The sequence below is a fragment of the Embleya sp. NPDC050154 genome (genome assembly GCF_044460165.1).
Classification (GTDB): domain Bacteria; phylum Actinomycetota; class Actinomycetes; order Streptomycetales; family Streptomycetaceae; genus Embleya.
Window position 1 is genome coordinate 133,677 of sequence record NZ_JBITJP010000017.1, and the last position, 23,931, is coordinate 157,607.

At 71.1% G+C, this 23,931-nt stretch carries 20 protein-coding genes; 11 read left to right on the forward strand and 9 right to left on the reverse strand.

Translation table 11 applies throughout. The features are described from left to right. The first annotated feature begins 46 nt into the window (after nucleotides 1–46). A complete protein-coding gene (locus ACIBSV_RS31635) occupies nucleotides 47–1,309 on the forward strand; it encodes a phytanoyl-CoA dioxygenase family protein (protein ID WP_395869082.1) in 1,263 nt (420 codons plus the stop codon). A gap of 40 nt (nucleotides 1,310–1,349) precedes the next feature. On the opposite strand, the gene ACIBSV_RS31640 is transcribed toward ACIBSV_RS31635, so the two are convergent. Beyond that, nucleotides 1,350–2,483 (reverse strand): hypothetical protein, encoded by a 1,134-nt coding sequence (locus ACIBSV_RS31640; protein ID WP_395869084.1) that lies wholly within the window; start codon nucleotides 2,481–2,483, stop codon nucleotides 1,350–1,352. Between the two features lie 201 nt (nucleotides 2,484–2,684). Beyond that, nucleotides 2,685–3,179: a hypothetical protein gene (locus tag ACIBSV_RS31645; protein ID WP_395869086.1), complete on the reverse strand. Its 495-nt coding sequence runs from the start codon at nucleotides 3,177–3,179 to the stop codon at nucleotides 2,685–2,687. 257 nt (nucleotides 3,180–3,436) lie between these two features. On the opposite strand from ACIBSV_RS31645, the gene ACIBSV_RS31650 reads away from it, so the two are divergent. The 4 genes from ACIBSV_RS31650 (at nucleotide 3,437) to pssA (ending at nucleotide 8,286) form a co-directional block, all read left to right on the forward strand. Next, nucleotides 3,437–4,324 (forward strand): NAD(P)-dependent oxidoreductase, encoded by an 888-nt coding sequence (locus tag ACIBSV_RS31650; protein WP_395869088.1) that lies wholly within the window; start codon nucleotides 3,437–3,439, stop codon nucleotides 4,322–4,324. A gap of 366 nt (nucleotides 4,325–4,690) precedes the next feature. Next, nucleotides 4,691–6,391 (forward strand): amidohydrolase family protein, encoded by a 1,701-nt coding sequence (locus ACIBSV_RS31655; protein WP_395869090.1) that lies wholly within the window; start codon nucleotides 4,691–4,693, stop codon nucleotides 6,389–6,391. A 394-nt stretch (nucleotides 6,392–6,785) separates the two neighbouring features. Continuing rightward, a complete protein-coding gene (locus ACIBSV_RS31660) occupies nucleotides 6,786–7,451 on the forward strand; it encodes a phosphatidylserine decarboxylase (RefSeq protein ID WP_395869264.1) in 666 nt (221 codons plus the stop codon). Next, nucleotides 7,438–8,286, forward strand: a complete 849-nt coding sequence (gene pssA, locus ACIBSV_RS31665) for a CDP-diacylglycerol--serine O-phosphatidyltransferase (RefSeq protein WP_395869092.1) — start codon at nucleotides 7,438–7,440, stop codon at nucleotides 8,284–8,286. The genes ACIBSV_RS31660 and pssA overlap by 14 nt, the downstream gene beginning before the upstream one ends. A gap of 88 nt (nucleotides 8,287–8,374) precedes the next feature. Here the strand turns inward: pssA and ACIBSV_RS31670 are convergent, their stop codons facing one another. Further along, the gene (locus tag ACIBSV_RS31670) at nucleotides 8,375–10,609 is read right to left on the reverse strand and encodes an ATP-dependent RecD-like DNA helicase (RefSeq protein ID WP_395869266.1); all 2,235 of its coding nucleotides are present in this window, start codon (nucleotides 10,607–10,609) and stop codon (nucleotides 8,375–8,377) included. A 181-nt stretch (nucleotides 10,610–10,790) separates the two neighbouring features. Between ACIBSV_RS31670 and ACIBSV_RS31675 the strand changes: the two genes are divergently transcribed. The 3 genes from ACIBSV_RS31675 (at nucleotide 10,791) to ACIBSV_RS31685 (ending at nucleotide 14,098) form a co-directional block, all read left to right on the forward strand. Beyond that, nucleotides 10,791–11,219 carry an SRPBCC family protein gene (locus tag ACIBSV_RS31675; RefSeq protein ID WP_395869094.1) on the forward strand — a complete coding sequence of 143 codons (429 nt, stop codon included), beginning with the start codon at nucleotides 10,791–10,793 and terminating at the stop codon, nucleotides 11,217–11,219. A 177-nt stretch (nucleotides 11,220–11,396) separates the two neighbouring features. Then, entirely contained in the window at nucleotides 11,397–12,734 is a 1,338-nt protein-coding gene (locus tag ACIBSV_RS31680) for a M16 family metallopeptidase (RefSeq protein WP_395869096.1), read from the forward strand. Further along, nucleotides 12,731–14,098, forward strand: coding sequence for a M16 family metallopeptidase (locus tag ACIBSV_RS31685; protein ID WP_395869098.1), 1,368 nt, complete (start codon nucleotides 12,731–12,733; stop codon nucleotides 14,096–14,098). Before ACIBSV_RS31680 ends, ACIBSV_RS31685 begins: the two co-directional genes overlap by 4 nt. Before the next feature lie 33 nt (nucleotides 14,099–14,131). Here the strand turns inward: ACIBSV_RS31685 and ACIBSV_RS31690 are convergent, their stop codons facing one another. After that, the gene (locus tag ACIBSV_RS31690; protein WP_395869099.1) at nucleotides 14,132–14,803 is read right to left on the reverse strand and encodes a hypothetical protein; all 672 of its coding nucleotides are present in this window, start codon (nucleotides 14,801–14,803) and stop codon (nucleotides 14,132–14,134) included. A 77-nt stretch (nucleotides 14,804–14,880) separates the two neighbouring features. After that, entirely contained in the window at nucleotides 14,881–15,294 is a 414-nt protein-coding gene (locus tag ACIBSV_RS31695) for an ankyrin repeat domain-containing protein (RefSeq protein WP_395869101.1), read from the reverse strand. 168 nt (nucleotides 15,295–15,462) lie between these two features. Between ACIBSV_RS31695 and ACIBSV_RS31700 the strand changes: the two genes are divergently transcribed. Next, complete coding sequence (locus ACIBSV_RS31700; RefSeq protein ID WP_395869103.1) at nucleotides 15,463–16,308, forward strand: arylamine N-acetyltransferase; 846 nt, start codon at nucleotides 15,463–15,465, stop codon at nucleotides 16,306–16,308. Between the two features lie 4 nt (nucleotides 16,309–16,312). Beyond that, nucleotides 16,313–16,984, forward strand: a complete 672-nt coding sequence (locus tag ACIBSV_RS31705; RefSeq protein ID WP_395869105.1) for an O-methyltransferase — start codon at nucleotides 16,313–16,315, stop codon at nucleotides 16,982–16,984. An 84-nt stretch (nucleotides 16,985–17,068) separates the two neighbouring features. Here ACIBSV_RS31705 and ACIBSV_RS31710 read toward each other — a convergent pair whose 3' ends face one another. Next, nucleotides 17,069–19,885, reverse strand: a complete 2,817-nt coding sequence (locus ACIBSV_RS31710; RefSeq protein WP_395869107.1) for a DUF6493 family protein — start codon at nucleotides 19,883–19,885, stop codon at nucleotides 17,069–17,071. Further along, a complete protein-coding gene (locus tag ACIBSV_RS31715; protein WP_395869109.1) occupies nucleotides 19,882–21,279 on the reverse strand; it encodes an SWIM zinc finger family protein in 1,398 nt (465 codons plus the stop codon). Before ACIBSV_RS31715 ends, ACIBSV_RS31710 begins: the two co-directional genes overlap by 4 nt. A 486-nt stretch (nucleotides 21,280–21,765) precedes the next feature. Between ACIBSV_RS31715 and ACIBSV_RS31720 the strand changes: the two genes are divergently transcribed. Beyond that, nucleotides 21,766–22,632, forward strand: a complete 867-nt coding sequence (locus ACIBSV_RS31720) for a helix-turn-helix domain-containing protein (protein WP_395869111.1) — start codon at nucleotides 21,766–21,768, stop codon at nucleotides 22,630–22,632. 60 nt (nucleotides 22,633–22,692) lie between these two features. Here the strand turns inward: ACIBSV_RS31720 and ACIBSV_RS31725 are convergent, their stop codons facing one another. Further along, entirely contained in the window at nucleotides 22,693–22,929 is a 237-nt protein-coding gene (locus ACIBSV_RS31725; RefSeq protein WP_020554482.1) for a DUF397 domain-containing protein, read from the reverse strand. A 419-nt stretch (nucleotides 22,930–23,348) separates the two neighbouring features. Further along, nucleotides 23,349–23,783 (reverse strand): ATP-binding protein, encoded by a 435-nt coding sequence (locus tag ACIBSV_RS31730; RefSeq protein ID WP_395869113.1) that lies wholly within the window; start codon nucleotides 23,781–23,783, stop codon nucleotides 23,349–23,351. Between the last annotated feature and the right edge of the window lie 148 nt (nucleotides 23,784–23,931).

Genomic DNA, 23,931 nt, shown 5'->3' on the forward strand with positions numbered 1-23,931 from the left:
GACGACCCGGCCGGTGTGCCGGGTGCGGAACGGGGAGGACGGGGCAATGGGGATTTCGGGCGCCGGATCGGCGGTGGCGCACGACGCCGACCGCGGCACGTTCAGTGTGTTGGGTTGGCCTGTCGTGTGCTTCGAGTCGTTCCATCGTGTGGAGTTGCCACGCCGGCTGGAGGGCGGCCTCGGCGAGCGGGTCGCGTGGGACGTGGCCGGCCGGGCCCCGATCGCGCTGTGCATGCCCAACGGCCAGGCGTACAGCTATGTCGAGGATCGCGGCGAGGTGCGGATCGTGCCCGGGGTGAGCGCGGACGCCGAGTTGGTGGTCGAGCTCGAATCCGGCGCGTGGCAGGACTACCTCTACGAGCTGCGCACCAGTCGGGGGCTGGTCGAGTCGCACGCGGTGCGGTTCGTGCGCGGCGAGTTCGCCGACTGGGACGTGTGGGAGCCGGCCATCCGCTGCATGTACTCCGGCACCCCCATCTATCACCCCGAGACGTTGGACCTGCGCGACCTCGCCGATCGTCCGATCGACCTGCACCGCGACTTCACCACCCGGGACGAGCCGGACGACATGGCGCATTTCCTGCGCGCCACCGGCTACCTGGTGGTGCGTCAGGTCTTCGACGCGGACCGGGTCGAGGAGTTGGCGGGCGAAGTGGACCGGATCCGGGGCCTGTGCCGCGAGGGCGACCGCGGGTCGCTGTGGGCGGACGGCCCCAACGGCCTGCGCTCGCCGTACCGGTTGACCTATCTGGGCATGCGCTCGCCGCGGATCGCCGCGCTGGCCGACGACCCGACGGTGCGCATGTTGTGCGGCCTGGCGGGTCAGGACGTGGTCGCGGTGACCGACCGCGACTCCGGACAGATCGCGGTTCTCAAGGAGTTCGGCACCGCGCCCGAACCGCTGTCCGTCCCGGACCTGCCCTGGCACAAGGACTGCGCGCTCGGCGGTTGTCCGATCACGTGTCCGCGGGTGCACGTGGGCATCCGCCTGGACGCGGTGAGCCAGGACAGTTCGCAGTTGTACGCGCTGGCCGGCTCCTGGGGCACGGTCGCGCACGAGCGGTATACGCCGGCCCAGTGGGAGAACCTGCCGGTGGTCGGCATCACCACCGAACCGGGCGACGTGACCGTGCACATGGGCTGCGGCCTGCACGCCGGCCCCGCCGCCACCGGCACGGCCCGCCGCCGCACCCTCTACGTCCAGTTCGACAACCCGCGCATCTTCGACGTCACCAACCCCTACGAAACCTACGAACAGGTGATCCCCGGCTACGGCAGCGGCGACCTGCTGACCATGTCCCGGATGTAGCCCGCGCACGGGCTCGCGGGCGATGCGGGCCGGGCGGTGGTCAGCGGGGGTGGCGGACGGTGATCCTGGCCTGGGCGTCGGCTTCCAGGGAGGCTTTGGCACCCTCGGCGTCGGTGACCGAGACGTGGATGGTGAGCACGCCGGGCTTCGGGGCGGGCTCGAAGGTGATGCGCCAGGAGGTGGGATTGGTGATGCCGAGTCTGGTCCGGGCCACGCCGACCAGGCCGGGCAGGCGTTCGTAGGGGACGGCGTTCAGGTCGATCGCCGTCCCGGGCGCGGCCGGAGTGCCCAGGATGCCGCGTACCGCCATGACGTGTTCCTCGATGGTGAGTTCGGCGGCGCTGCTCGTGCGCATCCCCTTGATCAGCGATTCGGCCGCGCGCCGCATCTCGCCATCGCTCAGCATCGCCTCCGAACTCGCCGTCCCGCTGACCGTCGAGGTCGTCGTCGAGGTCGTCGTCGAGGTCGTCGGCCACGAGAAGCCGTCGGACATGGTCGTGGTCGTGGTCGTGGAGGACGAGGAGGACGTCGTCGTGGACTCGTCGACCGCGGCGAACAGGTCCGCGCGGAACGGCAGGACCACGAGCGCGGCGCCCAGCAGCAGGCCCAGCGTGCCGAGCAGGCAGAACGAGCCCTCGTCCTTGGGGCCGGCGAGCAACGCGGACTCCGGGGCGGAGTCCACCGATTCGGTCGCCGCCCGGCGTGCCCACGCCTCGGTCGGCTCGGTGACGATCTCGACGTCCCACGGCTCGTCGGGGCGGTACCGCACCACCACGACATCGCGTGGCCGGTAGTCGGGGATGTCGACCAGGTTGATGTCCTGGCGCGTCTCGACCCGGTACGCCGACCGCTCGTCCGGTGCCACCGTCAGCACGAACTCGACCGGCACGTTGGCCGACTCGCCGCTGATCGCCCGGCGACTCTCGATCACGGCCAGCGCGGTCCGGGCCGGCGTGCGCGGGTTCCGTGCCCGGTGGAGGCGACCCGCGACGGAGACGACGATCACGTTGAGCACCAACAGCGCCACACCGATCGCCGCCACGAGCCAACGTTCGAGAATCGCCCCGACCACGAAGCAGGCCGGCGCGACGCCGATCACCCCGCCGGACAGGAATCCGGACACGGCGGCCTTGAGCCGCACGCGTGCGGTACTGCGGGTCTCGACGATCGCCATGGCGGCGATTGTGCCGGGCTCGGATGGACGGGAAAAGGCGGCCGGGCGAAATGCGGATCGGGGTTCCCAGGACGTGGGGAGATCCCCCGATTCGGCCCCGGGCGGCGGCGAGCCGGCTCACGAACTCGTCGACGTCCCCGCTCTCCGGTCGGCCGCCGCGCCGCTCACCATGCGGCCGGGAACCTCACCCGCCGCCCCGGCTCAGTGCCGGACCGCGTGGCCGATCTCCGCCTTGTTCGGGTCGGTCAGCTTCCGATTGCTCTTCGCGGTGCCCTTGGCCTGCGTACCCGCCTCGACGTCGTCGATGTTCATCACGATCGTGTCCAGCAGCTTGCCGCCCGCGTCGCGGAACTCGACCGAGAGCGTGTAGTCGACGGTCTTGGAGGTGTTGTTGACGACGGTGACCTCGGCGACGGTGCGGTCGCCGTCGGCCCGGATCGACCCGACCGAGGCGTCCGCCGTCGCGTCCAGGCCGCCCTTGATCTCCTTCAGCTTCGAGGCCGCCGCGGCGCTCGCGGAGGACAGCGCGTCCCTCGCCTCCGAGCCCGCCGAGTTCAGCGCCGACGAGATCGCCGCCGTGGGCACCGACTTGCCGTCTCCGTTGCCGTCGTTGTCGTCGCTGCACGCCGCCGAGGTCAGGGCCAGCGCGGCGGCGATCGAGAGCGCGCCGACGGTACGCACGTACTTGCTCGCCATGTTCGTCGCTCCTCGCGTGGGTCGCGGAGGTCGACTCGGACGCCCGCGTACGAACAGCACGAATGTCCGCGTATCGGGCCGGCTAAACGCATGGCCGGGTTGCCGGGCTTTCGATTCCGCCTCTGAGCAGGATGCTTACCTATTTGCCAGTACCTGACTTATTAGTAGGTACTTGTAGGAAGGAGTGTGCCGGTCAAGCATGGTGTCAGCGGCGGACACCACGCCTGCCCCACCCCTTCGAAGCTTGGAGAAACCCTGTGAGCGAGCAGCACCGGACCCCCGTGACCGTCCTCGGCCTGGGCGCGATGGGTCGGGCGATCGCCGACACGATCCATCGGGGCGGCCACCCCACCACCGTCTGGAACCGCACCGCCGGCCGGGCCGATTCCCTGGTCGCCAAGGGCGTCGCCCTCGCCGCCGACCCGGTCGCCGCCGTCGAGGCGTCGCCGGTGGTCGTGGTGTGTCTGCTCGACGACGAGTCGGTACGCGGCACACTGACCCCGCTCGTCGACGTGCTGGCCGGCCGACTGGTGGTCAACGTGACCACGGTGACCCCGAAGCAGGCCCGACAGACCTCGGCCTGGGCCGTCGAGCACGGCATTCATTACCTCGACGGCGCGATCATGGCGACCCCGGAGATGATCGGCCTGCCGGTCGCGTCACTGCTGTACAGCGGCTCGCGGGAGGGCTTCGACACCCACCGCGAGCTGCTGGAACTGCTCGGCGGTGCTCGCTGGTTCGGCACCGACGCGGGCCTGGCGTCGCTGTACGACCTGGCCCTGCTGGGGTCGATGTACTCGATGTTCGCCGGTGTGGCGCAGGGCGCCGCGATGGTGGCGAGCGAGGGCGTTGCGGCGGCCGAGTTCGTGGCGATGGCCGGACCCTGGATCGACGCGATGCTCTCGGCCCTGCCGTACCACGCCGAGTACTACGACAGCGGCGACTACACCACCGAGGTACAGAGCCTGGACTTCAACAAGGCGGCCGTCGACACCATCGCCGAGGCCGCCCGCGACCAAGGCGTCGGCACCGACGTGGTCGCCGCCGTGCAGACCCTGATCGACCGCCAGGTGGCGGCCGGCCACGGCAAGGACGGCTTCGCCCGGATCTTCGAGAGCATCCGCCGCCCGATTCCCCCCGCCTGACCCGACACGGCACCGGCGGCCCGGCAGGCCGGTCGACACAGCGACCCCGGAAACACCCACCACGCCTGGCCCGACACGCCCGACCCACCACGCCCGATCCACCGCGTTCCGGCCACGCGGCGGGATCGGGCTTCGTCATGCCCGGCCGAGCCCGCTCCGGTCGACTCCGGCTCGGGCCCGACGCCCATGCCCCCTTCCAACCCGACACTCCCCTTGAATAGTTCACCAGGTTAAGTTACAACACGTAACGTAAATCCCGAGGAGCGCGCCCGTCCCCGAGACTCGCCGCCGGCACTCGCCCGCCCTGAATCGGCCGCGCCGATCCGGCATTCGTGATTCCGGCACAAGTAATAGGGAGAACAGCCCATGGCCGATCTGCTGGTACGCGGAGGAACCGTCGTGGACGGAACGGGGGCGGCCCCGATCCGAGCCGACGTGCGGATCACGGACGGGGTGATCGTCGAGGTCGCCCCCGACCTGGCCCCGAACGGCGGCACCGAGCGCGTCGTCGAGGCGGCCGGCGCCTACGTCGCCCCCGGCTTCATCGAGGCCCACACGCACGTCGACGGCGCCATGTGGTGGAACCCGGACCTGGACCCACTGCCCGCCTACGGCACCACCACGGTCGTCTTCGGCAACTGCGGCATGTCGGTCGCACCACTGCGGGAGAGCGCGCGCGGACCCGTGCTCGACCTGTTCTGCTTCCTCGAGGACCTCCCGCTCTCCGCCTTCCAGGACAAGGTGCCGTGGACATGGGAGCGCTGGCCGGAGTACAGCAGCGCGGTCAAGGGCCAAGCCGTCGCGGTCAACGTGGCCGGATTCGTCGGGCACCTGACCCTGCGCACCACGGTGATGGGCGCCGAGGCGTCCTGGTCGCGCGCGGCGACGCCGGAGGAGATCGCCGAGATGGCCGCACTGCTCGACGAGTCGTTGACTCATGGAGCAATCGGTTTGTCGACCAATGTGTTCGACAAGGACCGTTACCTCGAGCCGGTGCCGACCCGGCTGGCCGAGGACGACGAGTTCGAGGCGCTCGCCGACGTACTCGCCCGGCATCCCGGCGCGACGCTCCAGGTGATCACCCGGTTCAACGAGCCGGAGAGCATCGACGCCGATGTGGAGCGATTCGCCCGAATCTGCAAGCCGCGCGGGATCCGCGCCCAATGGACCGCCATCCCGTCCACCGTGCGTGAGGACTACCTGCGGGAACAGACCATCGCGCTGCATCGCCGGCTGCGCGCGGACGGCGTGGACTTCTGGCCCAATGTCCCGCATAAGCCGCTGGAGCCGTTCTTCAACTTCGAGCGCGCGCTCACCTTCCAGCGAGTGGCCGCCTGGAACCACTGGATCAACGGTCCGGCCGAGACCAAGCTCGCCACGCTGGCCGATCCGCAGTGGCGGGCGCAGGCCCGCGAGGACTGGGACAACCGGGTCTCGTCGTCGACATCTCGACTGGATCGCCCCGAGTCGCTGATCTTCGCGATCTCCGAGACCGGCCACGGCCCACTGGACATCTCGCTCAAGGAGTACGCGGACCGGGAGGGACTGCACATCTCCGACGCATTGGCCACCTGGATCGGCGACAACGGCATCCTGTCCTGCCTGCGCGGCATCCCCGACGCGTTCGACGAGCCGGTCGTGGCCGGCCTGTTCAACGAGCCGCACACGCTGACCAACATCAACGACTCCGGCGCGCACCTGCAGCTCTTCTGCGGTTCGGGCGAGAACGTGTACCTGCTCACCCGGTACGTGCGCGACACCGGCCTGATGCGGGTCGAGGAGGCGGTCCACAACCTGACCGGCAAGCTCGCGGGCTTCTTCGGCCTGGGCGACCGGGGCGTGATCGCGCCGGGCCTGGCCGGCGACCTGGTGGTGTTCGCGCTCGACGAGATCGAGGTGCGACCCGAGGAGAAGCGCTACGACAACCCGGACGGGTCGTGGCGGTTCACCCGGGGGCCGGCCGGCGTACGGGCCACCATCGTGCGCGGGGTGCCCACCGTGCTCGACGCCGAGCCCACCGGAGAGCGGCCGGGCACGATGGTGGGGCTCGTTTCGCGGCCCGACTGACGGAACGTCACACAAGCGCGCTTACCCTTGAGGTACGGCGGTGGGTTCACCGACCCACCGCCGTGTCACGTTTTTGTGACGATCCGCCCTAGGCGGTGTCATGCGACACGCGCCGACGGGACGCTACGGCCAACGTGATCGATGCCACGGACCGCGTACGGGGAGCGGACCTGGGGCCTCTTCACAGCAGGCATGCGCGGAGGGCAACCTTGTGGACACGGGCAACCGCTTCCACGGCCGAAAAAAGCTCGAACAGCGTCCGAATTGCGCTGTTTTGGGCGGGACCGGCACGCCAGGAGCGATCACCGCCGGAAGCGCGATGGCCCTCCGTCTAGGTAGCATCCGCCGAGTGCCGCCCGTTACCGACGGGCACGCCCCCCGACAAAGGTTCTCGATGAGTGACGATTCCCCCTCGCCGGCATCGGCGGGGTACGCGCAGAGGCAGCGGCCGCGCCTGGCCAAGGGAGCTTCTCCCTGGCTCGTGCCGACGGCTGTGACCGGCGCGTTGACCGGCTTGGCAGCACTGCGTAACCGGCGCTGGGCCTTCGCGGCCGTGCCGACGCTGGCGCTCACCGGTGGCATGCTGTGGTTCTTCCGTGACCCGGAGCGCACCATCCCCACCGATGGCGTGATCGCCTCGGCCGATGGTGTGGTCCAGAGCATCGACGCCTGGCCCGACGGCCGCACTCGGATCGCGACGTTCATGAGTCCGTTGAACGTGCACGTGAACCGTGCGCCGCTCGACGGCGTCGTGAAGTCCGTGGAGCACAAGGCCGGCGGGTACGTCCCGGCGTTCAACAAGGAAAGCGAGCACAACGAACGCGTTGTGTGGATCTTCGACACCGCGATCGGCGACGTGGAGCTGGTGCAGATCGCCGGCACCGTGGCGCGCCGGATCGTGCCGTACCTGGAGCCGGGTACCGAGGTCGCCTGCGGCGACCGGATCGGGCTGATCCGGTTCGGTTCGCGCGTGGACGTGTACCTGCCGCCGGGCGTCGAGCCCGCGGTGACCGTGGGACAACGGACAACGGCGGGAGAGACACGTCTTGACCGGGACTGATTACGACGATACGGCCGACCTGGAAGCCCCCGAACTGAACATTCTGGGCACCCCGGTCGAGGACGATCCGCAGGCGTGCCTGTCCGCGCGGATCTCGGTCGCGGACGTACTCACGCTGGGTAACGCGGCGAGTGGCTTCATGGCGATCTACTTCCTCGCCTGTTCGGTCATGGCGCAGCGCGGCGGCGACGTCGGTGTGTCGGCCGAGCGGAGCATGGCCGCGGCCGTGGTGCTGATGCTGATCGGCGCGCTGTGCGACCTGTGCGACGGCATGGTGGCGCGCAAGCTGCGGATGTCCTCGCTCGGCGCGCAGTTGGACAACCTCGCGGACGTGATCACGTTCGGCGTCGCACCGGCGTTCTTCGTGGTCACCTGGGCGGCCGTGCCGCTGAACACCGGGCAGGCGCCCGCAGCCGTCCTGGTGGCGCTGTCGGTGCTGATCGCGGGTGTACTGCGGCTGGCGAGATTCGCGACCACCCCGGGGCGTCCCGGGGTGTTCCAGGGCATGCCCATCCCGATGGCCGCGATGACGGTCGTCTCGATCGTGCTGCTCGACCTGCCGTTCACGCCCGCCGCGGTGCTGATCGTGGCCGTGTCCGGGCTCATGGTGAGCCGGATCGAGTACCCGAAGCCGCAGGGCAACATGGCGATCCTGGTGATGGCCGGCATCGGTCTGAGCATGAGCTGCCTGATCGCCTGGGCCGCCGACGCGCCGGGCAGCGAGTGGATGCTCAACATGGGCGCCACCACCCAGGTCACCCTGGCGCTGCTCGTCCCCGCGATGGCGATGGCCCGCAAGGGCGTCGAGCGCATCGGCCTGCGGATGATCCGTTAGCCGTACCGCGACGAACAACGCGAAGCGCCGTCACCCTCCGGGGTGGCGGCGCTTCGCGTTGTCGGCCGGCGATCCGCCCGGGGCGGTGCTATCTCAGCCGGTGCGCCAGCCCGGTGAACCGTTTGCCGGCCGAGACGGTACGCACCGCCTGGCCGAGCGCGCGCCGCGATCCGACCAGGACCACGAGTTGCTTGGCGCGGGTGATCGCGGTGTAGAGCAGATTGCGCTGGAGCATCATCCAGGCACCCATGGTGACCGGGACCACCACCGCCGGATACTCGCTGCCCTGTGAGCGGTGGATGGTGACCGCGTAGGCGTGCGACAACTCGTCGAGTTCGGCGAAGTCGTAGTCGACCTCCTCGTCCTCCTCGGTGCGCACCACGAGCTTCTGCTCCTCGGGGGAGAGTGCGATCACCACACCGCCGGTGCCGTTGAAGACGCCGTTCGCGCCCTTGTCGTAGTTGTTGCGGATCTGGGTGACCTTGTCGCCGACCCGGAACGTGCGCCCGCCGAAGCGCTTCTCCGGCAGGCCCTCGCGGGCGGGGGTCAGGGCCTGCTGGAGCAGCAGGTTGAGCGCGCCGGCGCCGGCCGGGCCCCGGTGCATCGGGGCGAGCACCTGGATGTCGCGGCGCGGGTCCAGGCCGAATCTGCGCGGGATGCGGCGGGCCACCACGTCCACGGTGAGGCCGGCCGCGTCCTCGGTCTCCTCGGCGGGGAAGAGGAAGAAGTCGGTCAGGCCGTCGGTGATCGGCGGCCGGCCGGCGTTGATCCGGTGCGCGTTGGTCACCACGCCGGACTGCTGGGCCTGGCGGAAGATCTGCGTCAGCCGGACCCGGGGCACCCGCTCGGCGGCGAGCAGGTCGCGCAGCACCTCGCCGGCTCCCACGCTGGGCAACTGGTCGACGTCGCCGACGAACAGCACGTGCGCGCCGGTCGGTATCGCCTTGATCAGCTTGTTGGCCAGCAGCAGGTCGAGCATCGAGGCCTCGTCGACCACGACCAGGTCCGCGTCCAGCGGCTTGTCCTGGTCGTAGGCCGCGTTGCCGCCCGGCTGGAGCTGCAACAGGCGGTGCACGGTGGCCGCCTCACACCCCGTCAACTCGGCCAACCGCTTGGCCGCCCGGCCGGTGGGCGCGGCCAGGATCACCTTGGCCCCGCGCGCACGGGCGAGTTCGACCACGGAGCGCACGGTGAAGCTCTTGCCGCAGCCGGGGCCGCCGGTGAGCACCGCGACCTTGCTGGTCAGCGCGAGCCGGACGGCCTGTTCCTGTTCGGCCGCCAGCGCGGTGCCGGTGCGGGCGCGCAGCCAGGCCAGCGCCCGGGTCCAGTCCAGTTCGGCGAACGCGGCCAGCCGGTCCTCACGCGCGCCCAGGAGGGCGCGCACCCGGCCCGCGAGCGAGAGTTCGGCGCGGTGGAAGGGCACCAGGTAGACCGCCTGGACGGGATCGCCCTGGGTGCCGGAGACGGTGACCGGCCCGGGCAGTTCCTCGCACACCACCCCGTCCTCGCCCACCAACTCGTTCAAACAGCGCACTACGAGGTCGGAGGGCACGTCCAGGATCTTCACCGCCTCGGCCACCAGGACGTCGGCGGGCAGGTAGCAGTGGCCGCTGTCCGAGCCCTCGGACAGCGTGTACTGCAATCCGGCCTTGATCCGCTGCGGCGCGTCGTGCGGTATCCCGACGGCCTTGGCGATCGCGTCGGCGGTCTTGAAGCCGATCCCCCACACGTCGGCGGCCAGCCGGTACGGCTCGGTGCGCACGACGGTGATCGACGCGTCGCCATACTCCTTGAAGATGCGCACGGCGGGTGACGTGGAGATGCCGATGCCCTGGAGGAAGACCATCACCTCCTTGATCGCCTTCTGCTCCTCCCACGCGGCGGCGATCAGCTTGGTCCGCTTGGGGCCCAGGCCGGGCACCTGGATGAGTTGCGTGGCGTCCTCGTCGATCACGTCGAGCGAGCGCACGCCGAAATGCTCGACGATCCGGTCGGCGGTCTTGGGGCCGATGCCCTTGATCAGTCCCGAGCCGAGGTAGCGCCGGATGCCCTGCACGGTGGCCGGCAGCACGGTGCTGAACGAATCGACCTGGAACTGCTTGCCGAACTGCGGGTGGCTGCCCCAGCGGCCGCGCATCCGGATCGACTCGCCCGGTTGGGCGCCGAGCAGCGCGCCGACCACGGTGAGCAGTTCGGTGCCGTGCCGGCCGGTGTCCACTCGGGCGACGGTCCAGCCGTTCTCGTCGTTCTGGTAGGTGATGCGCTCCAGAACGGCTTCGAGAACGGCCCCTCCCCCGGCCCCGCCATCGGCCCCGGGCGGCATGCCCGGCAACGTGCCTGTCATAGCGCCCGAGACTAGCCAACCGGGGTGACAGCAGAACTAGAACACGTTCTCTTTACGCTCGTCGACACCATTGACTGTGTCACATAACGGCGGTACGTTCCGAGGACTCCATGCTCCGAGCCGCAAGCTCCCGCAGCTCAAAGACCGTTAGGACACACGCATGCCCGTCATCAACGAGCAGGTCGAGATCGCTGCCGGCCCCGAGGCCGTGTGGGCGAAGCTGACCGACTACAGCGTCTTCGGCGAGTGGATGGTCCCGCACGTCGAGTTTCCGAACGGCGCCCCGGAGAAGCTCGAAGCCGGCGTGACGTACGACGAGAAGATGAAGCTGATGGGCTTCCCGGCGGACATCAAGTGGACGATCAAGGACGTCGAGGCGGGCAAGTCGCTGGCTCTGGACGGCAAGGGCCCGATGGGCGTCATCATGACCGAGGTCTTCATCGTCGAGGCCGCGGGCGAGGGCTCGGTGTTGCGGATCGAGTCCGAGGTCAAGGGCGGCGCGGTGCAGATGATGGCCGGCAAGGTCACCAAGGCCACCCAGGAGGCGCTGATCGAGTCGCTGGCGAAGTTCGCCGCGCTCGTCAAGTAACCCGCGCGCCGCGCGCGGCCGTCGCCGCCCACCCGGCGACGCCCCACGACGACCATCCCCCGGTGAGCACACCCGGGCGGATGGTCGTCGCGCGTACGGGGTGCGCCCGCTCGCCGCGTTCGCCTGGAACAATGGCGATCCGTCACCGAGCGCCGCGAACCCCTGGAGGAACCCGACGTGCCGTCGACTTCCGCCCACTTCCCGTGGGCCCTGCACCGGACCAGGCTCGACAACGGTCTGCGTGTGGTGGTCTGCCCCGACAGCACGGTGCCGCTCGCCGCGGTCAACCTCTGGTACGACGTGGGCTCGCGGCACGAGGTCGAGGGCAAGCACGGCTTCGCCCACCTCTTCGAGCACCTGATGTTCGAGGGTTCCGCGCACGTGGACAAGGGCGGTCACTTCGCCGCGATCGAGGGCTGCGGCGGCGACGGCATCAACGCGTCCACCAGCGCGGACCGCACGAACTATTACCAGACGGTGCCCTCGGGGCAGCTCGAACTCGCGCTGTGGCTCGAAGCCGACCGAATGGGCTCGCTCGCGCTGACCCAGGAGACCCTGGACAACCAGCGCGAGGTGGTCAAGAACGAGCGCAGGCAGCGCTACGACAACGTGCCCTACGGGACCTGGAGCGAGGAGATGATGGCCCTCGCCTACCCCGAGGGGCACCCGTACGCGACGTCCACGATCGGCTCGATGGCGGAGCTGGACAGCGCCGAACTCGCCGACTTCACCGCGTTCCACGAGACCTACTACGCGCCGGACAACGCGGTGCTGACCGTGGTCGGCGACGTGCGGCCCGAGCACGTGGTCGCCCTGGCCGAGCGGTACTTCGGCGGGATCGCCCCGCGCGGCTCGTTCCCGCAGCCCACCCCGGCGCCGCTGCCGCCCCGGTTCGGGACCGGCCGGCACGTGCGGGTGCACCGGGACGTGCCCGCGCCGCGCCTGTTCCTGTGCCACCGCGCGCCACGCTTCGGCAGCCCGGACGCGGCCGCCTCCAGCGTGCTCGCGACCGCCGTGGGCCGCGGCCGGGGCAGTCGGCTGTACCGCGAGTTGGTCACCGCGCGCAATCTGGCCCAGGCCTCCGGCGCGTTCCTGTCCGCGTGGGGCCACCTGCACTTCGAATCGGTGCTGATGGGCTCGTGCGCGCCCAGTGAGGGCGTCGAGCCGGGCGAGTTGCTCGACGCCTACGTCGCGGTCTGCGACCAGGTCGCCCGCGAGGGGGTGACCGAGGCCGAACTCGACCGGGTCCGGGCCGTGTTGTCCGGCGACTGGCTGCGCGAGCTGGCCACCGCGGGCGGCCGGGCCGACGCGATCGGCCGGTTCACCACCCGCTTCGGCGACGCGGAGTCGATCCGCGACCACCTCGACGAATTGCTCGCGGTCACCGCCGAGGACGTGCACCGGGTGGCCCGCGAACTGCTGCACCCGGACAACCGGATCGTGCTGGAGTTTCGGCCCGAGGCCGCCGAAGCCGGTGCCGACATCGACACGAACGAGCCGGAGGCCGCCGCATGAGCGAGCACGTCGCGACCCGCCACACCCTGGTCGCCGAGCGACCCGCCGGCGCGGACCCGCGCCCGTACCGCTTCCCGGAGGTGCGCCGGGTCGCGGTGGCCGGCGGCGAGGTGATCGGCGCGCACCTGCCCGGCCGCAGCCTGGCCTGGAGCAAACTGGTCATGGAGAGCGGCGCGCTGCACGAACCGGTCGGCCTGGACGGCCTGGCCCGGATCACCTGCTCGCTGCTCGACGAGGGCAGCCTGGACCGCGACGCGGACGCCTTCGGGCTCGCCATCGAGGCGCTGGGCGCGCAATGGCGGCTCGCGTGCGGCTGGGAGACCCAGGAGGTCGGCCTCGACCTGCCCGCCGATCGGCTCGGCGCGGGCCTGGACCTGATCGCCGAGGCGGTTCGCCGGCCGGCGTTCGCCGACGCGGACGTCGAGCGCTTCCTCGCCGACCACGTGCGCTCGATGAAGACCTCCTGGGCCCAGCCCGGCACCCGCGCCGGACTCGCCTTCCGTCGGGCCCTGTTCGGCGCCGACAGCCGCCTCGGCGGCCTGCTCGGCGGCACTCCCGACACGGCACAGGCGCTGGACGCGGAGGCGATCCGGGCCTTCCACGCGAGCCGGATGACCGCACCCGGCACCCTCGCGGTGGTCGGCGACCTGGACACGATCGACCTGGCCGCACTGGGCCGCACCGTCTTCGCGGGCGCCGGCGGCACCACCTCGCGTGCGGACCCGGCCACGTTCGCAGGCACCCCCTCGACCGAGCGGGCGATCGTGGTGGACCGCCCCGGCGCCGTGCAGTCGGTGCTCCGGATCGGGCACACCGCGGCCCCCCGCTCGACCCCGGACCTGATCGCCATCGAGTTGTTCGCCGACGTGCTCGGCGGCGCCTTCGGCTCCCGGCTCAACCACCTGCTGCGCGAGGTCAAGGGCTACACCTACGGCGCGCACGCGAGCTTCGGCCACGGGCGCCGCTCCGGTGCGTTCACGGTGTCCTCCTCCGTGCACACCGAGGTGACCGCCGCCGCGATCGTGGACGCGATCGGCGAGGTCCGCCGGATGCACGCCGACGGCGTCACGCCCGACGAACTCGCCGCCACCCGCGCCCACTCGCTCGGCAGCATGCCGATCAACCTGCAAACCCCCGCGGGCATCGGCGGCCGGCTGATCGAGGCGATCGTGCACGACCTGCCGGACGACCACGTCACCCGCGAGTACGCCGAGATCCTGGCCACGGACGCGGACGCGGTCAACCGCGCCGCCGGCACCCACCTGCGCCCCGACGAACTCGCGGTGGTCGTCGAGGGCGACGCCGCGCGCATCGTCCCGGACCTGCGCGCGGCGGGCTTCGACGTGGTGATGTCCCAGGTGTGACTCCCGGGCGGGCCGCCCCTCGCGCCCGCCCGCTCACCCCTCCGCGACGAAGACCTGGCGATAGCCGCTCCACATCGCCGGCCCCAGATCCTGCGGCACGTGCGGGGGGAGCGGCCACATCGGGCCGCTCACCTCGCACAGCACCACGTGCAGCCCCTCGCCCGCGTCGAACCAGCGCAGCCCCACCGCGCCGGGCGAGCGCAGCAGTTCGGCGACCGCCTCCTCGTGCAGCCAGCGCCCCATCGCGGTGCCCGAGCCGTGCGCGGTCAGGTGCAGCAATTTGTCGCCGGCCGGGAAGAGCCGGCCCGCCGACACGTTCGGCCAGCGCCGGATCTCCCGGCAGTCCAGACGCGACGAGGTGATCGCGCCGATCAGTTCGGGCGGCAGCGGGGTGCCCGCGGTGTCGTGCACGTCGCCACCGCCCGCGGCGGCGAGCACTCCGACGTGCTTGAGGTCGTACAGCGTCAGGTGGCGCGCGGCCGGCGGCCCCGCCTCGGCCTCACCGTTGCCGAACGCCCCGCACAACACGAAACGGCGGGCCCGACGGAAACCGGGCGTCCGCAACAGGTCGCCGTGGTGCCGGTCGCACCACGGGGAGAACGTCCCGTCCAGCGCCTCGGGCAGATCCGAGCGCAGGTGCAACAGGCCCACGCCGCTGGGGAATCCGTCCAGATCGAGACGCGGGATCGCGGGTCGCTCGGACATCGTTCGTGCCTCCCCCGGTGTCCTCACGTCCGGCCGGCCCTGACGCAGGCGGAAACTGACGGAGGGTCATCCATTTGTTACCCACCGGTCGGGGAAAGCATGTCCTCCTTGCCGAACATCCGGGCCGCCTCGCGCGCGCTCGGCGTGCCCGCGTCGGGATCGGCGCCGGCCGCGACCAACGCCGCGACCACGTCGCGCTCGCTCTTGAAGACGGCACCCGCGAGCGGGGTCTGGCCACGGTCGTTGGCCCGGTCCGGATCGGCGCCCCGGGCGAGCAACGCGCGTACCGCGTCGGCGTGTCCGTGATAGGCGGCGAGCATCAGCAGCGTGTCGCCCCGGTCGTTGGCCAGGTTCACCGGCAGGCCGGCGTCGACGTAGCCGCCGAGCGTCTCGGCGTCGCCGGTGCGCGCGGCCTCGAACAACCGCCCGGCCAGTTCCCGGATCCGCTCCTCGTCCTGCGCGGACGGCTGCTCCGGTTCCTGCTCGCTCATGACCTACCTCCGAGAACGTGACGCCGTGCGGATGTGGCGGTCGAGCCGACACCGGGCCCGACCGGTTCCGAACCTATCGGGTGGCGCGCCGCGGCAGCGGTCCCGCCCGCGCCGGCGGGCGTGTGAGAATCGGTCCAGTTGCGGCCCCGGATCCGAAGGAGACGGCTCTTGCGCCATCTGCACCATCTGGACCTCGACGCCTACTTCGCCCGCATCGGCTGGGCGGGCGAGCGGGCGCCCACGTGGGCCACGCTGCGCTCGCTGCACCTGGCGCACGTGGTCGGCATTCCGTTCGAGAACGTCGAGATCGTCCTGGGCGGGGTGCCCTCGTTGGCGCCGGCCGACCTGGAGGACAAGCTGGTCCGCCAGGGACGCGGTGGCTACTGCTTCGAGCACAACCTCCTGTTCGCCGGGGTGTTGGAGGCGCTGGGCTTCGGCGTCACCCGGTTGGCCGCGCGGGTGCGGATGGGCTCGGACGCGATCCGGCCGATGACCCACACGCTGCTCGCGGTCGAGGTGCCCGGCGAGGCGCACCCCTATATCGCCGACGTCGGGTTCGGCAGCGGCGGCCTGTTGGAGCCGCTGCCGCTGCTGCCGGGCGTGGCGAGTCCGCAGGGAGCCTGGCGGTTCCGGCTCGTGCGCGAGGACGATCTGTGGCTGCTGCAGACCGTGTACGGCGGACAGGGCTGGTTCACCGTGTACGCCTTCACCCTGGAGCGCCGCGAGTCGGTCGACTTCGAGGTGGCGAACTGGTACGCCGCGACGCACCCGAGCTCGCCGTTCCGGCATACCCTGCGAGTGCAGCGCAGCGGTCCGCACGAGCGCGCGTACATCGAGGACCGCCTGTTGACCGTGGTGCGCAGCGACGGCTCCCGAGAGGAGCGCGAGTTGAAGGACGACCACGAGGTACTTCGGCTCCTGGTCCACGACTTCGGCCTGTTGCTGCCCTGGGACACCGTGTTCCCCGCGCCGCCCGAGCGTGCGCGTCCACCCGCGCGACCAGAGGAGAGTTGAGGCAATGTCCTTCGACAAGCAGGTGCAGGTCACCGCCGAGCTGTACGACTACGTCCTCGACCACTCGATCGCACCGGACGAGGTCCAGCGCGGCGTGATCGAACGGACCAGGGAGATGGGCCGGTTCGCCGGCTTGCAGGTGCCCGCCGAACAGGGTGCGCTGTTGACCCTGCTCTCGGGTGTGGTCCGGCCGAAGGTCGCGGTCGAGGTCGGCACGTTCACCGGCTATTCCGCGCTGTGCATCGCCAAGGGCCTGGCCGAGGGCGGCCGACTGCTGTGCTGCGACGTGTCCGAGGAGTGGACCGCGATCGCCCGCGAGGCGTGGCGCGAGGCGGGCGTGGAGGACCGGATCGACCTGCGCATCGCGCCGGCGCTGGAGACGCTGGACGCGCTGCCCTCGCACCCGCACATCGACCTGGCGTTCCTGGACGCGAACAAGGACGGCTACATCTCCTACTGGGAGGCGCTGGTCCCGCGGATGCGCCCCAATGGCCTGCTGATCGTCGACAACGTGCTCTACAGCGGCCTGGTGCTCAAGCCGGGCGGCGACCCGACGCCGGAGGCCGTGCACGCCTTCAACGAACACGTGCGGGCCGACCCGAGGGTCGAGCCGGTGATGCTCCCGGTCGCGGACGGCGTCACGCTGGCCCGGGTGAAGGATCTGGACGAGTTGTGAGCGGCGCGCCGGACGGGCCGTCCTCGACCCGTCCGGCGCCCACGTGCCGGGCGCCCATCCACCGTACGCTCGGCCGTCGTGCCCTCAGCCCCCGTCGGCCAGGATCGCGCGCAACCGCTTCGCCTCGGTGACCGCGCGGGAGCTTCCCTTGCGGTCGGCCAGCGCGTCCAGCCCCGCGATCGACACCGCCCGCGCGCCGCCGCCCGCGGCGCTCTCCGCGGCCACCGCCAGCGCGTCCGCGAGGCCCGTGGTCTTGGTACCGGCGAGCAGGTCGGGCAGGAAGCCGCTCAACACGCCCCACACCGCCTCGCCCGCGCCGGCCCGGGACGCCTCGCGCAACGAGGCGACCACGCGCGTGGTCTTCAGACCCCGGGTACGGACCGCCTCGCCGATGTCGCGGCCCAGCCCGAGGGTGTCCCACGCGTCGCCCCTGGCCGCCAGGGTGACCAGCGCGTCCACTGCGGCGGTACGATCCTCGGCCGCCTGTGCGCCCAGCGCGTAGGCCAGCGCCAGCGAGATGCCGGATCCGAGCGGTCCGTGCGACTCGGCCAACGCGGGCAGGATCTCCGCGCCTCGGCAGGGCCCGTCGATCCCGCGCTGGGTCCGGATCGCCAGATGCGCGCCGAGCACGTCGCGGTCCCGGGGCAGCACGAGTGGCCAACAGTGCAGATCCGGCTCGGTGTTCTCGGACCATGCCGGCCTGCGGGCGGCGGCACCCGGGTCGGACAGGTCGTACATGGGCAGCGCGCTCTCGGGCACCGTGCCCTGCGGCCGCGTGTCGGGGTCACCGGGGGCGATCAGGGCCAGCGGGCCGTCGAAGTGCGTCCAGTCCCGGTCCCGATACGAGAACTCGCGGTGGATCCGGGCGAAGCGCCGGCGCTCGACGAACCCGGCCGGCGGACCGCCCGCGGCCAGCATTCGGGCCACCCGCAGGCCGGCGGGCGAGGTGAGCCGGCCGGCTCGGGCGAGCACCGCGGGGTCGATCTCGGCGGGCAGCCGCAGCAGTGCCTGGTCGACGTCGCGCCGCCAGGGGCTGTGCCCGGAGACCTCGTACCGTTCCAGGCCCGCCACGAGGGCCTCGGGGTCCACCAGGCCGGTGGCGTCGGCGATCTCGGCCAGGTGCGGGCCGCCGCGCGGCGTCCGCAGCCGGGTGCCCACCTCGTACAGGCGCGCGAGCAGGAAGCGCTGCACCGGTTCGAGTCGCTCGACGTCCACCCTGGAGCCGGGGATCAGGTCGTGGTCGGAGGCCTCGGTGCCCTTGCCGAACAGGCTGCGGAACCAGCCGGATCGGGAGCCGCCGTAACCGGTGGCGGCGGCCACCATCGCGCCGACCGCGCCCTGTACCTGATGGATGAACCACTGCTGTTCGATGATGTGCGCGTGCCGCTCGGTGAGCGGAAGCAGCGCGGTGTGCAACGCCTCGCGGTCGCGCTCGTGTTCGCGCAGCATCGCGGAGACGATCCGCTCCACCGCGAGTGGGTCGGTGTTGCGGCCACGCGGGCTCACCCACGGGTTGTCGGTGCGGGCGAACAACACCGCGAGTTCCTCGACCAGTTCCTCGAGCGAGCCGATCGGCGGCGGCAACTCGCGCACCGGCGGCGGCACGAGGGCGATCCCCCGGTCGGGCTCCACGACCGCGCTCTCGCCGACCAGCGCCGCCGCCTCCGGACGCAACGCGTCGCCGAGCAGCGACAGTTGCGCGCGCACCTCGTCGTAGACGAGAGCGGCCTGGTCGGCCGGGAGCTTGCCGACGTGTTTGGTGATCAGCGCGAGCGCGCGCTCCTGGAGGTCGACGGCGACCGACCCGAAAGCGGTGCCCGCGGTGGCCAGCAGCATTCCGGCGTGATCCGGGTGGCGCTTGATCGCCTGGCCCAGCCAGATGAGTTGGGTGCGGACGAGTTTCTTCTCGGTACGAAACAGCACGCTCCGGGCCGCCTCGGCGATGCGCTCCGGGTCCAGTCGGTCCGCCACGTCCAGCCGACGCAGCACGTCCTGGGCCAGGCCGGCCACCGGCGACGGCGCGTCCGGAAGCAGCCGCAGATAGGAGTCGACGCGGGCGGCGAGCTCGTCGTCGGTGGGCGCCATCGCGTCGTGCAGGCGGACGAATGCGCGCAGTGAGCCCGGGCGTTCGCCGCGCAGCAGGCGGGAGACGCAGCCGTCCAGGACGGTGTCCCGCTCGATCACCTTCGCGTCGGCGAGCTCGGCCAAGGTCGCGCCCCAGCCCGCGAACCCGGTCCGGCTCCAGGACTCGTGGTTCTCCAGGAGCTGTCCGACGCCGGGGACCTCGAACAGCGCAGGCAGCAGGTCGGTGAAGTAGGGGTCGGCGCGCAGCCGTTCCGCGAGCGCGGGTCCGGTGCCGAAGGTCTCCCGGCCCACCTTGTCCACCCAGCGGACCACGAAACCGGCCGTGGTCGGCGTGGGCAGGCCGCTTCCGCGCACCAGGGCGTCCACCACGTCCCAGTGGTTGCCCCAGGTGTCCACCGACATCCTCGTGGCGAGCCGGTTCACGATGTCCGGTATCCAGGCCGGGTCGCGCTCGGCCAGCAGCGTGTGGACGGCCTGTTCGCCGGTGTCCGGGCCCGAGGGCCAGGTCATGTCCTCGCGGGAGAGCCACTGGGCGATCCCGGCGGGTCCACCCAGGCACGCGACGCCCACGTAGCGCAGCGTGCGCAGGCCGCGCGAGGAGTTTCGGTGCGAGCGGACCGCCTCCTTGTATCGCGGCACCAGCTTGCGGCGCTCGGCCTCGGTGCGCCCGGCGAACAGGGCCACGATCGGCGCCGGAGCCCCGCCCGCACGGTCCTGTTCGACCAGGGCTGCCTCGACCCGCGCCCAGGTGAGCGGCTCGCGGGCCTGCGATGCGGCGCCGGTCGTCGGCTCGCTCCCGGTCGTCGGCTCGGTCATCGGTTCGCCTCCTGCGGTGCGGGCGCCGTCGCGGTCGGGTCGGTGTGCGCCCGCCCGCGCACGATCTGCGTGGCGAGCAGATGCTTGCAGGGTCCGCGTCCGCCCCGGTATTCGGCCCACCACCGGCACGTGCAACTGCCCGCCCCGGCCAACCGCAACCCGTAGGTGTGCTCGCCGCTGCGCACGGTGGCGCTCTCTCCGGTCCCGGTCAGCGTCACGGCGCCCGCCGCGACCAACGCGTGCGCGTCCCGCAGCCGCGGGTTCATCCGCTCGACGCTGCCGGTGTCGTAGGGCAGCTCGCGGTGGTAGTAGGTCGCCTCCGCGACGTCGTAGCCGATCCGGCCACCGGTGCCCAGGCGCACCAGCGCGGCCCGCACCCGCTCGGTGTCCAGCCCGGATCGTGCGGCCAACTCGCCGATCTCCACCCGGGGTTCCCAGGCCAGCAGGGCCGAGATCAGGTCGGCGTCCGCGGCGCCGGAGTCGACGGCCAGGCCGGTGAGCACCGCGCCCTCGCCGGAGAAGCCCCGGGCCGGGTCCGGGGAGAGCGTCAAGGTCAGTCGCATGCCCGGCAGTTCGATCTCCCACGCGGACGACACCGCGCTGCTGCGCGCGTGCACCGCGGGTCCGTACACGCGCAGCGCGAGGGCGTGTCGCAGCAGCCGGGTGAGCGCCTGGAGTCGGTCCGGCCCGGGCAGGCACACCGCGCCCGGCAGCGGGCGGGCGGTCAGCCGCAGCGAACGCCCGGCCGGGACCGCCCACAGCGCCTGCCGGGCGCCGCGCGGCAGGGCCCGCAGGAAGCGCACCGCCTCGCCCGCCGCGAGTTCGGCGCGCAGGTCGAACCCGCCCGAGATCACCTGGACTTCGGCGAATCCGCGCAGCCAGCGCTCGGGCAGCGGGACCTTCTTCTCCACGACCGGCCCGTCGAAGGTGGTCACCGTCACGTCGTCGGGCCCGACCGCCAGGTGCAGCGGATCCGCGCCGCCGACCTTCGCGAGCGCCTCGCGCAGCGGCGCGTTGACGTCCACGTTGGTGGTGCCGGTGCCGAACATCTCGCCGTCGATGCCGGCGGGCAGTACGTCCAGGCGCGCGTGCACGCCGCAGCACGCCGAGAACGACTCGAAGCGGAGCCGATCGCCGTTTCCGGTCACCACCGGGTCGAGCAGGCCCGGGCGCATCGGTTGGTGGTACCGCGCCGCCGCGACGTCGGCGACCGCGAGCAGCCCGCCCGCCGCCGCCTCCGGCGCGGTCAGGAAGCCGTCGAAGAAGCGCGGGAAGGGGGTCAGGCCGTGCGAACTCAGGCCGCCGCAGGTCTGCAGACCCAGCGAGCGTCCGCCGTCGACGGCGGCGAGCTCGGACGATCGCAAATAGGTGAAGGAGTGCACCGGGGAGGACATGTGGAAACCGTAGACACCGCGTCCGACAGCGGGAGTCGGGTCCGCTACGCGTCGTCACGGGCATCGACACCGCCCGGACGGGCGTACTTTCACCGCGCCTTCGGGACCGCCCCAAAGCCCTCGTGGACGGCTTCGGCGCGCCGCGTGCGGGTGCCTCGCGGGTCACCCACACGGCGGTGGATACGGCACGTGTCACGGATCGCGCGCGGAGCGTGCGTATCGGGCCGTTCGTTCGTCGGAAACATCCGGATTACCGGACAGTAGAGGGGGATTCGCGGTGCCACGGCATCGATTAGGTGGTATCACCTGTGCGAGCATGGGCGGCTGGGGCCCGGGGCCTGAACGTGACAAGCCGAACTGCGGCACACGGACGACTCGGGTGGGTGGTGGCACATCGTCAAGAGAGTGCTGTTGTAACCATGATCCGAGGACGCGTGGCAACGCGCCGGCATACTATGCGCTGGTCCATTCAGCCGGAGGTAGCAGATGCCCGCAACGCAGCCGGGGAGCGGCTCGACGGTTCGCCGTATTCTCCTCGGTTCCCAGCTTCGCCGTCTGCGCGAAGCGAAGGGGATTTCGCGGGAGGAGGCCGGTTACGAGATCCGGGCCTCCGAATCCAAGATCAGTCGAATGGAACTGGGGCGCGTCAGCTTCAAGGAGCGCGACGTGGCTGATCTCCTCACGATGTACGGCGTGGGCGACGAGACCGAGCGGGCCGCCCTCCTGGGCCTCGCGGCGGAGGCCAACGCCCAGGGCTGGTGGCACAACTACAACGACATCCTGCCGAGTTGGTTCCAGGTCTATGTGGGCCTGGAGGAGGCCGCCTCGGTGATCCGCACCTACGAGGTGCAGTTCGTGCCCGGCCTGCTCCAGACCGCGGAGTACGCGCGGGCCGTGGTGATCGCCGGGCAGCCGTCCGCGTCGGCGGCCGAGGTGGACCGCCGGGTGGGTCTGCGGATGCAGCGCCAGTCGATCCTGTACCGCGACAAGCCGCCCAGGCTGTGGGTCGTGCTGGACGAGGCGGCCCTGCGGCGCCCGATCGGCGGTCGGGACGTGATGCGCGATCAGGTCCGGCACCTGATCGAGATGGCCGCCCTGCCGAACGTCACGATCCAGATCATGCCGTTCCGGTTCGGCGCGCACGCCGCCGAGGGCGGCCCGTTCCTGTTGTTGCGGTTCCCGGAGAGCGACCTGCCCGACGTGGTCTACCTGGAACAGCTCACGAGCGCGCTGTATCTGGACAAGCGCGACGAGGTCGACGCGTACACCGAGGTCATGGACCGGCTCAGCGTGGACGGCATGCCGCCGGACAAGAGTGTGGACCTGCTGCAGCGGATCCTTAAGGAGAACTGAGGATTCCGCTTGTGAACGCCCTCGGGCGGCCCACCCGGGCGGAGCGTCCCGGGCGGGTTTTCACGCGAGCAGGTTGTCGAAGTCCCCGTCCTTGACCCCGAGGATGAGCGCCTCGATCTCGGCGCGCGTATAGATCAGCGCCGGCCCGTCGGGGTGGCGCGAATTGCGGACCGCGACGTCGCCGTCCGGCAACGCCGCCATTTCGACGCAATTGCCTTGCGAGTTGCTGCGGCGACTCTTCTGCCAGGTGACCCCGTCGAGCGCGGTCGCCGATACCCCGTTGTGCGTTGCCTGCATGACGCTTCTCCTGGACCTCTCGCCGAGCGACCCGACGGCGGTCGCCCGCCCCCCGGTTGCGGCACGTGTCGTTCCTTCGTCCCGGTCCGTCGCAATTTCTTCCAGAACCGGTCCGACTTACGCATGCACGTGCATCTGACCATGCATATGCAGCGTACAACGGTGATGATAGCGCAGCCCGACTTCACTCACACGGGAGGGCTCATGCATTCCTCAAGGTTTCAAAGGAAGCGTAAAAGCTGCTTAAGCGGCGAGGGACGAAACGGGCGTAAGAATGCAGAAAACCCGTCGAAGGATCGACGGGTAAACGCTTGGCACCCTAATTCGGTTGCCGCTTCCGAATGTGAATTAGAACTCTCCACAAAGCTGCAACGCGATCCCGCAACGCAATGCTGTTCGCAAGCTGCGGAACGTGTTTGTCAGGCCGGTATCTCGAACATCGCCCAGACGACCTTTCCGGTGCGTCGACCCATGCCGTCGAGCGGGAACCAGCCCCACGAATCACTGAAACAGCCGACCAGATACAGGCCCCGCCCGGACTCCTCGTCCTCGCCGCCGGCCTGGGTCTCCGGGAGGCTCTCACCGGGATCCTGGACCGCGCACATGACGCGCTCGCCCTTGCGCAGGAGCGCGAGTTGGATGTTGTGCGCCACGTCGGTCGCGTCGTCGCGGCCGGCGCCCAGTCCGTGGCACAGCGCGTTGGTGACGAGCTCGGACACGACCAGGGCGAGGTCGTCCTCCAGGCAGGCGGCGCCCCAGCCGGCGAGCACCGACTGGGTGAAGTCACGAGCGGCCTTGACCGACTCGCGGCGCGCGGCGAGGGCTTGTATCGCGATATCGGATGTTGGGCCCATATCCCCGGCCAGAGGCTCCATCCACTGAAACGTCGACGTCCGGAACCCTGCGGGACTCGCGACGGTCATCCGTGCCTCCGAGCGGGTACTGGTCCCCGGCCTGTTGGGAACGCCGCCAGAGGACTCGCCTCACAGAGCGTCCATGCAC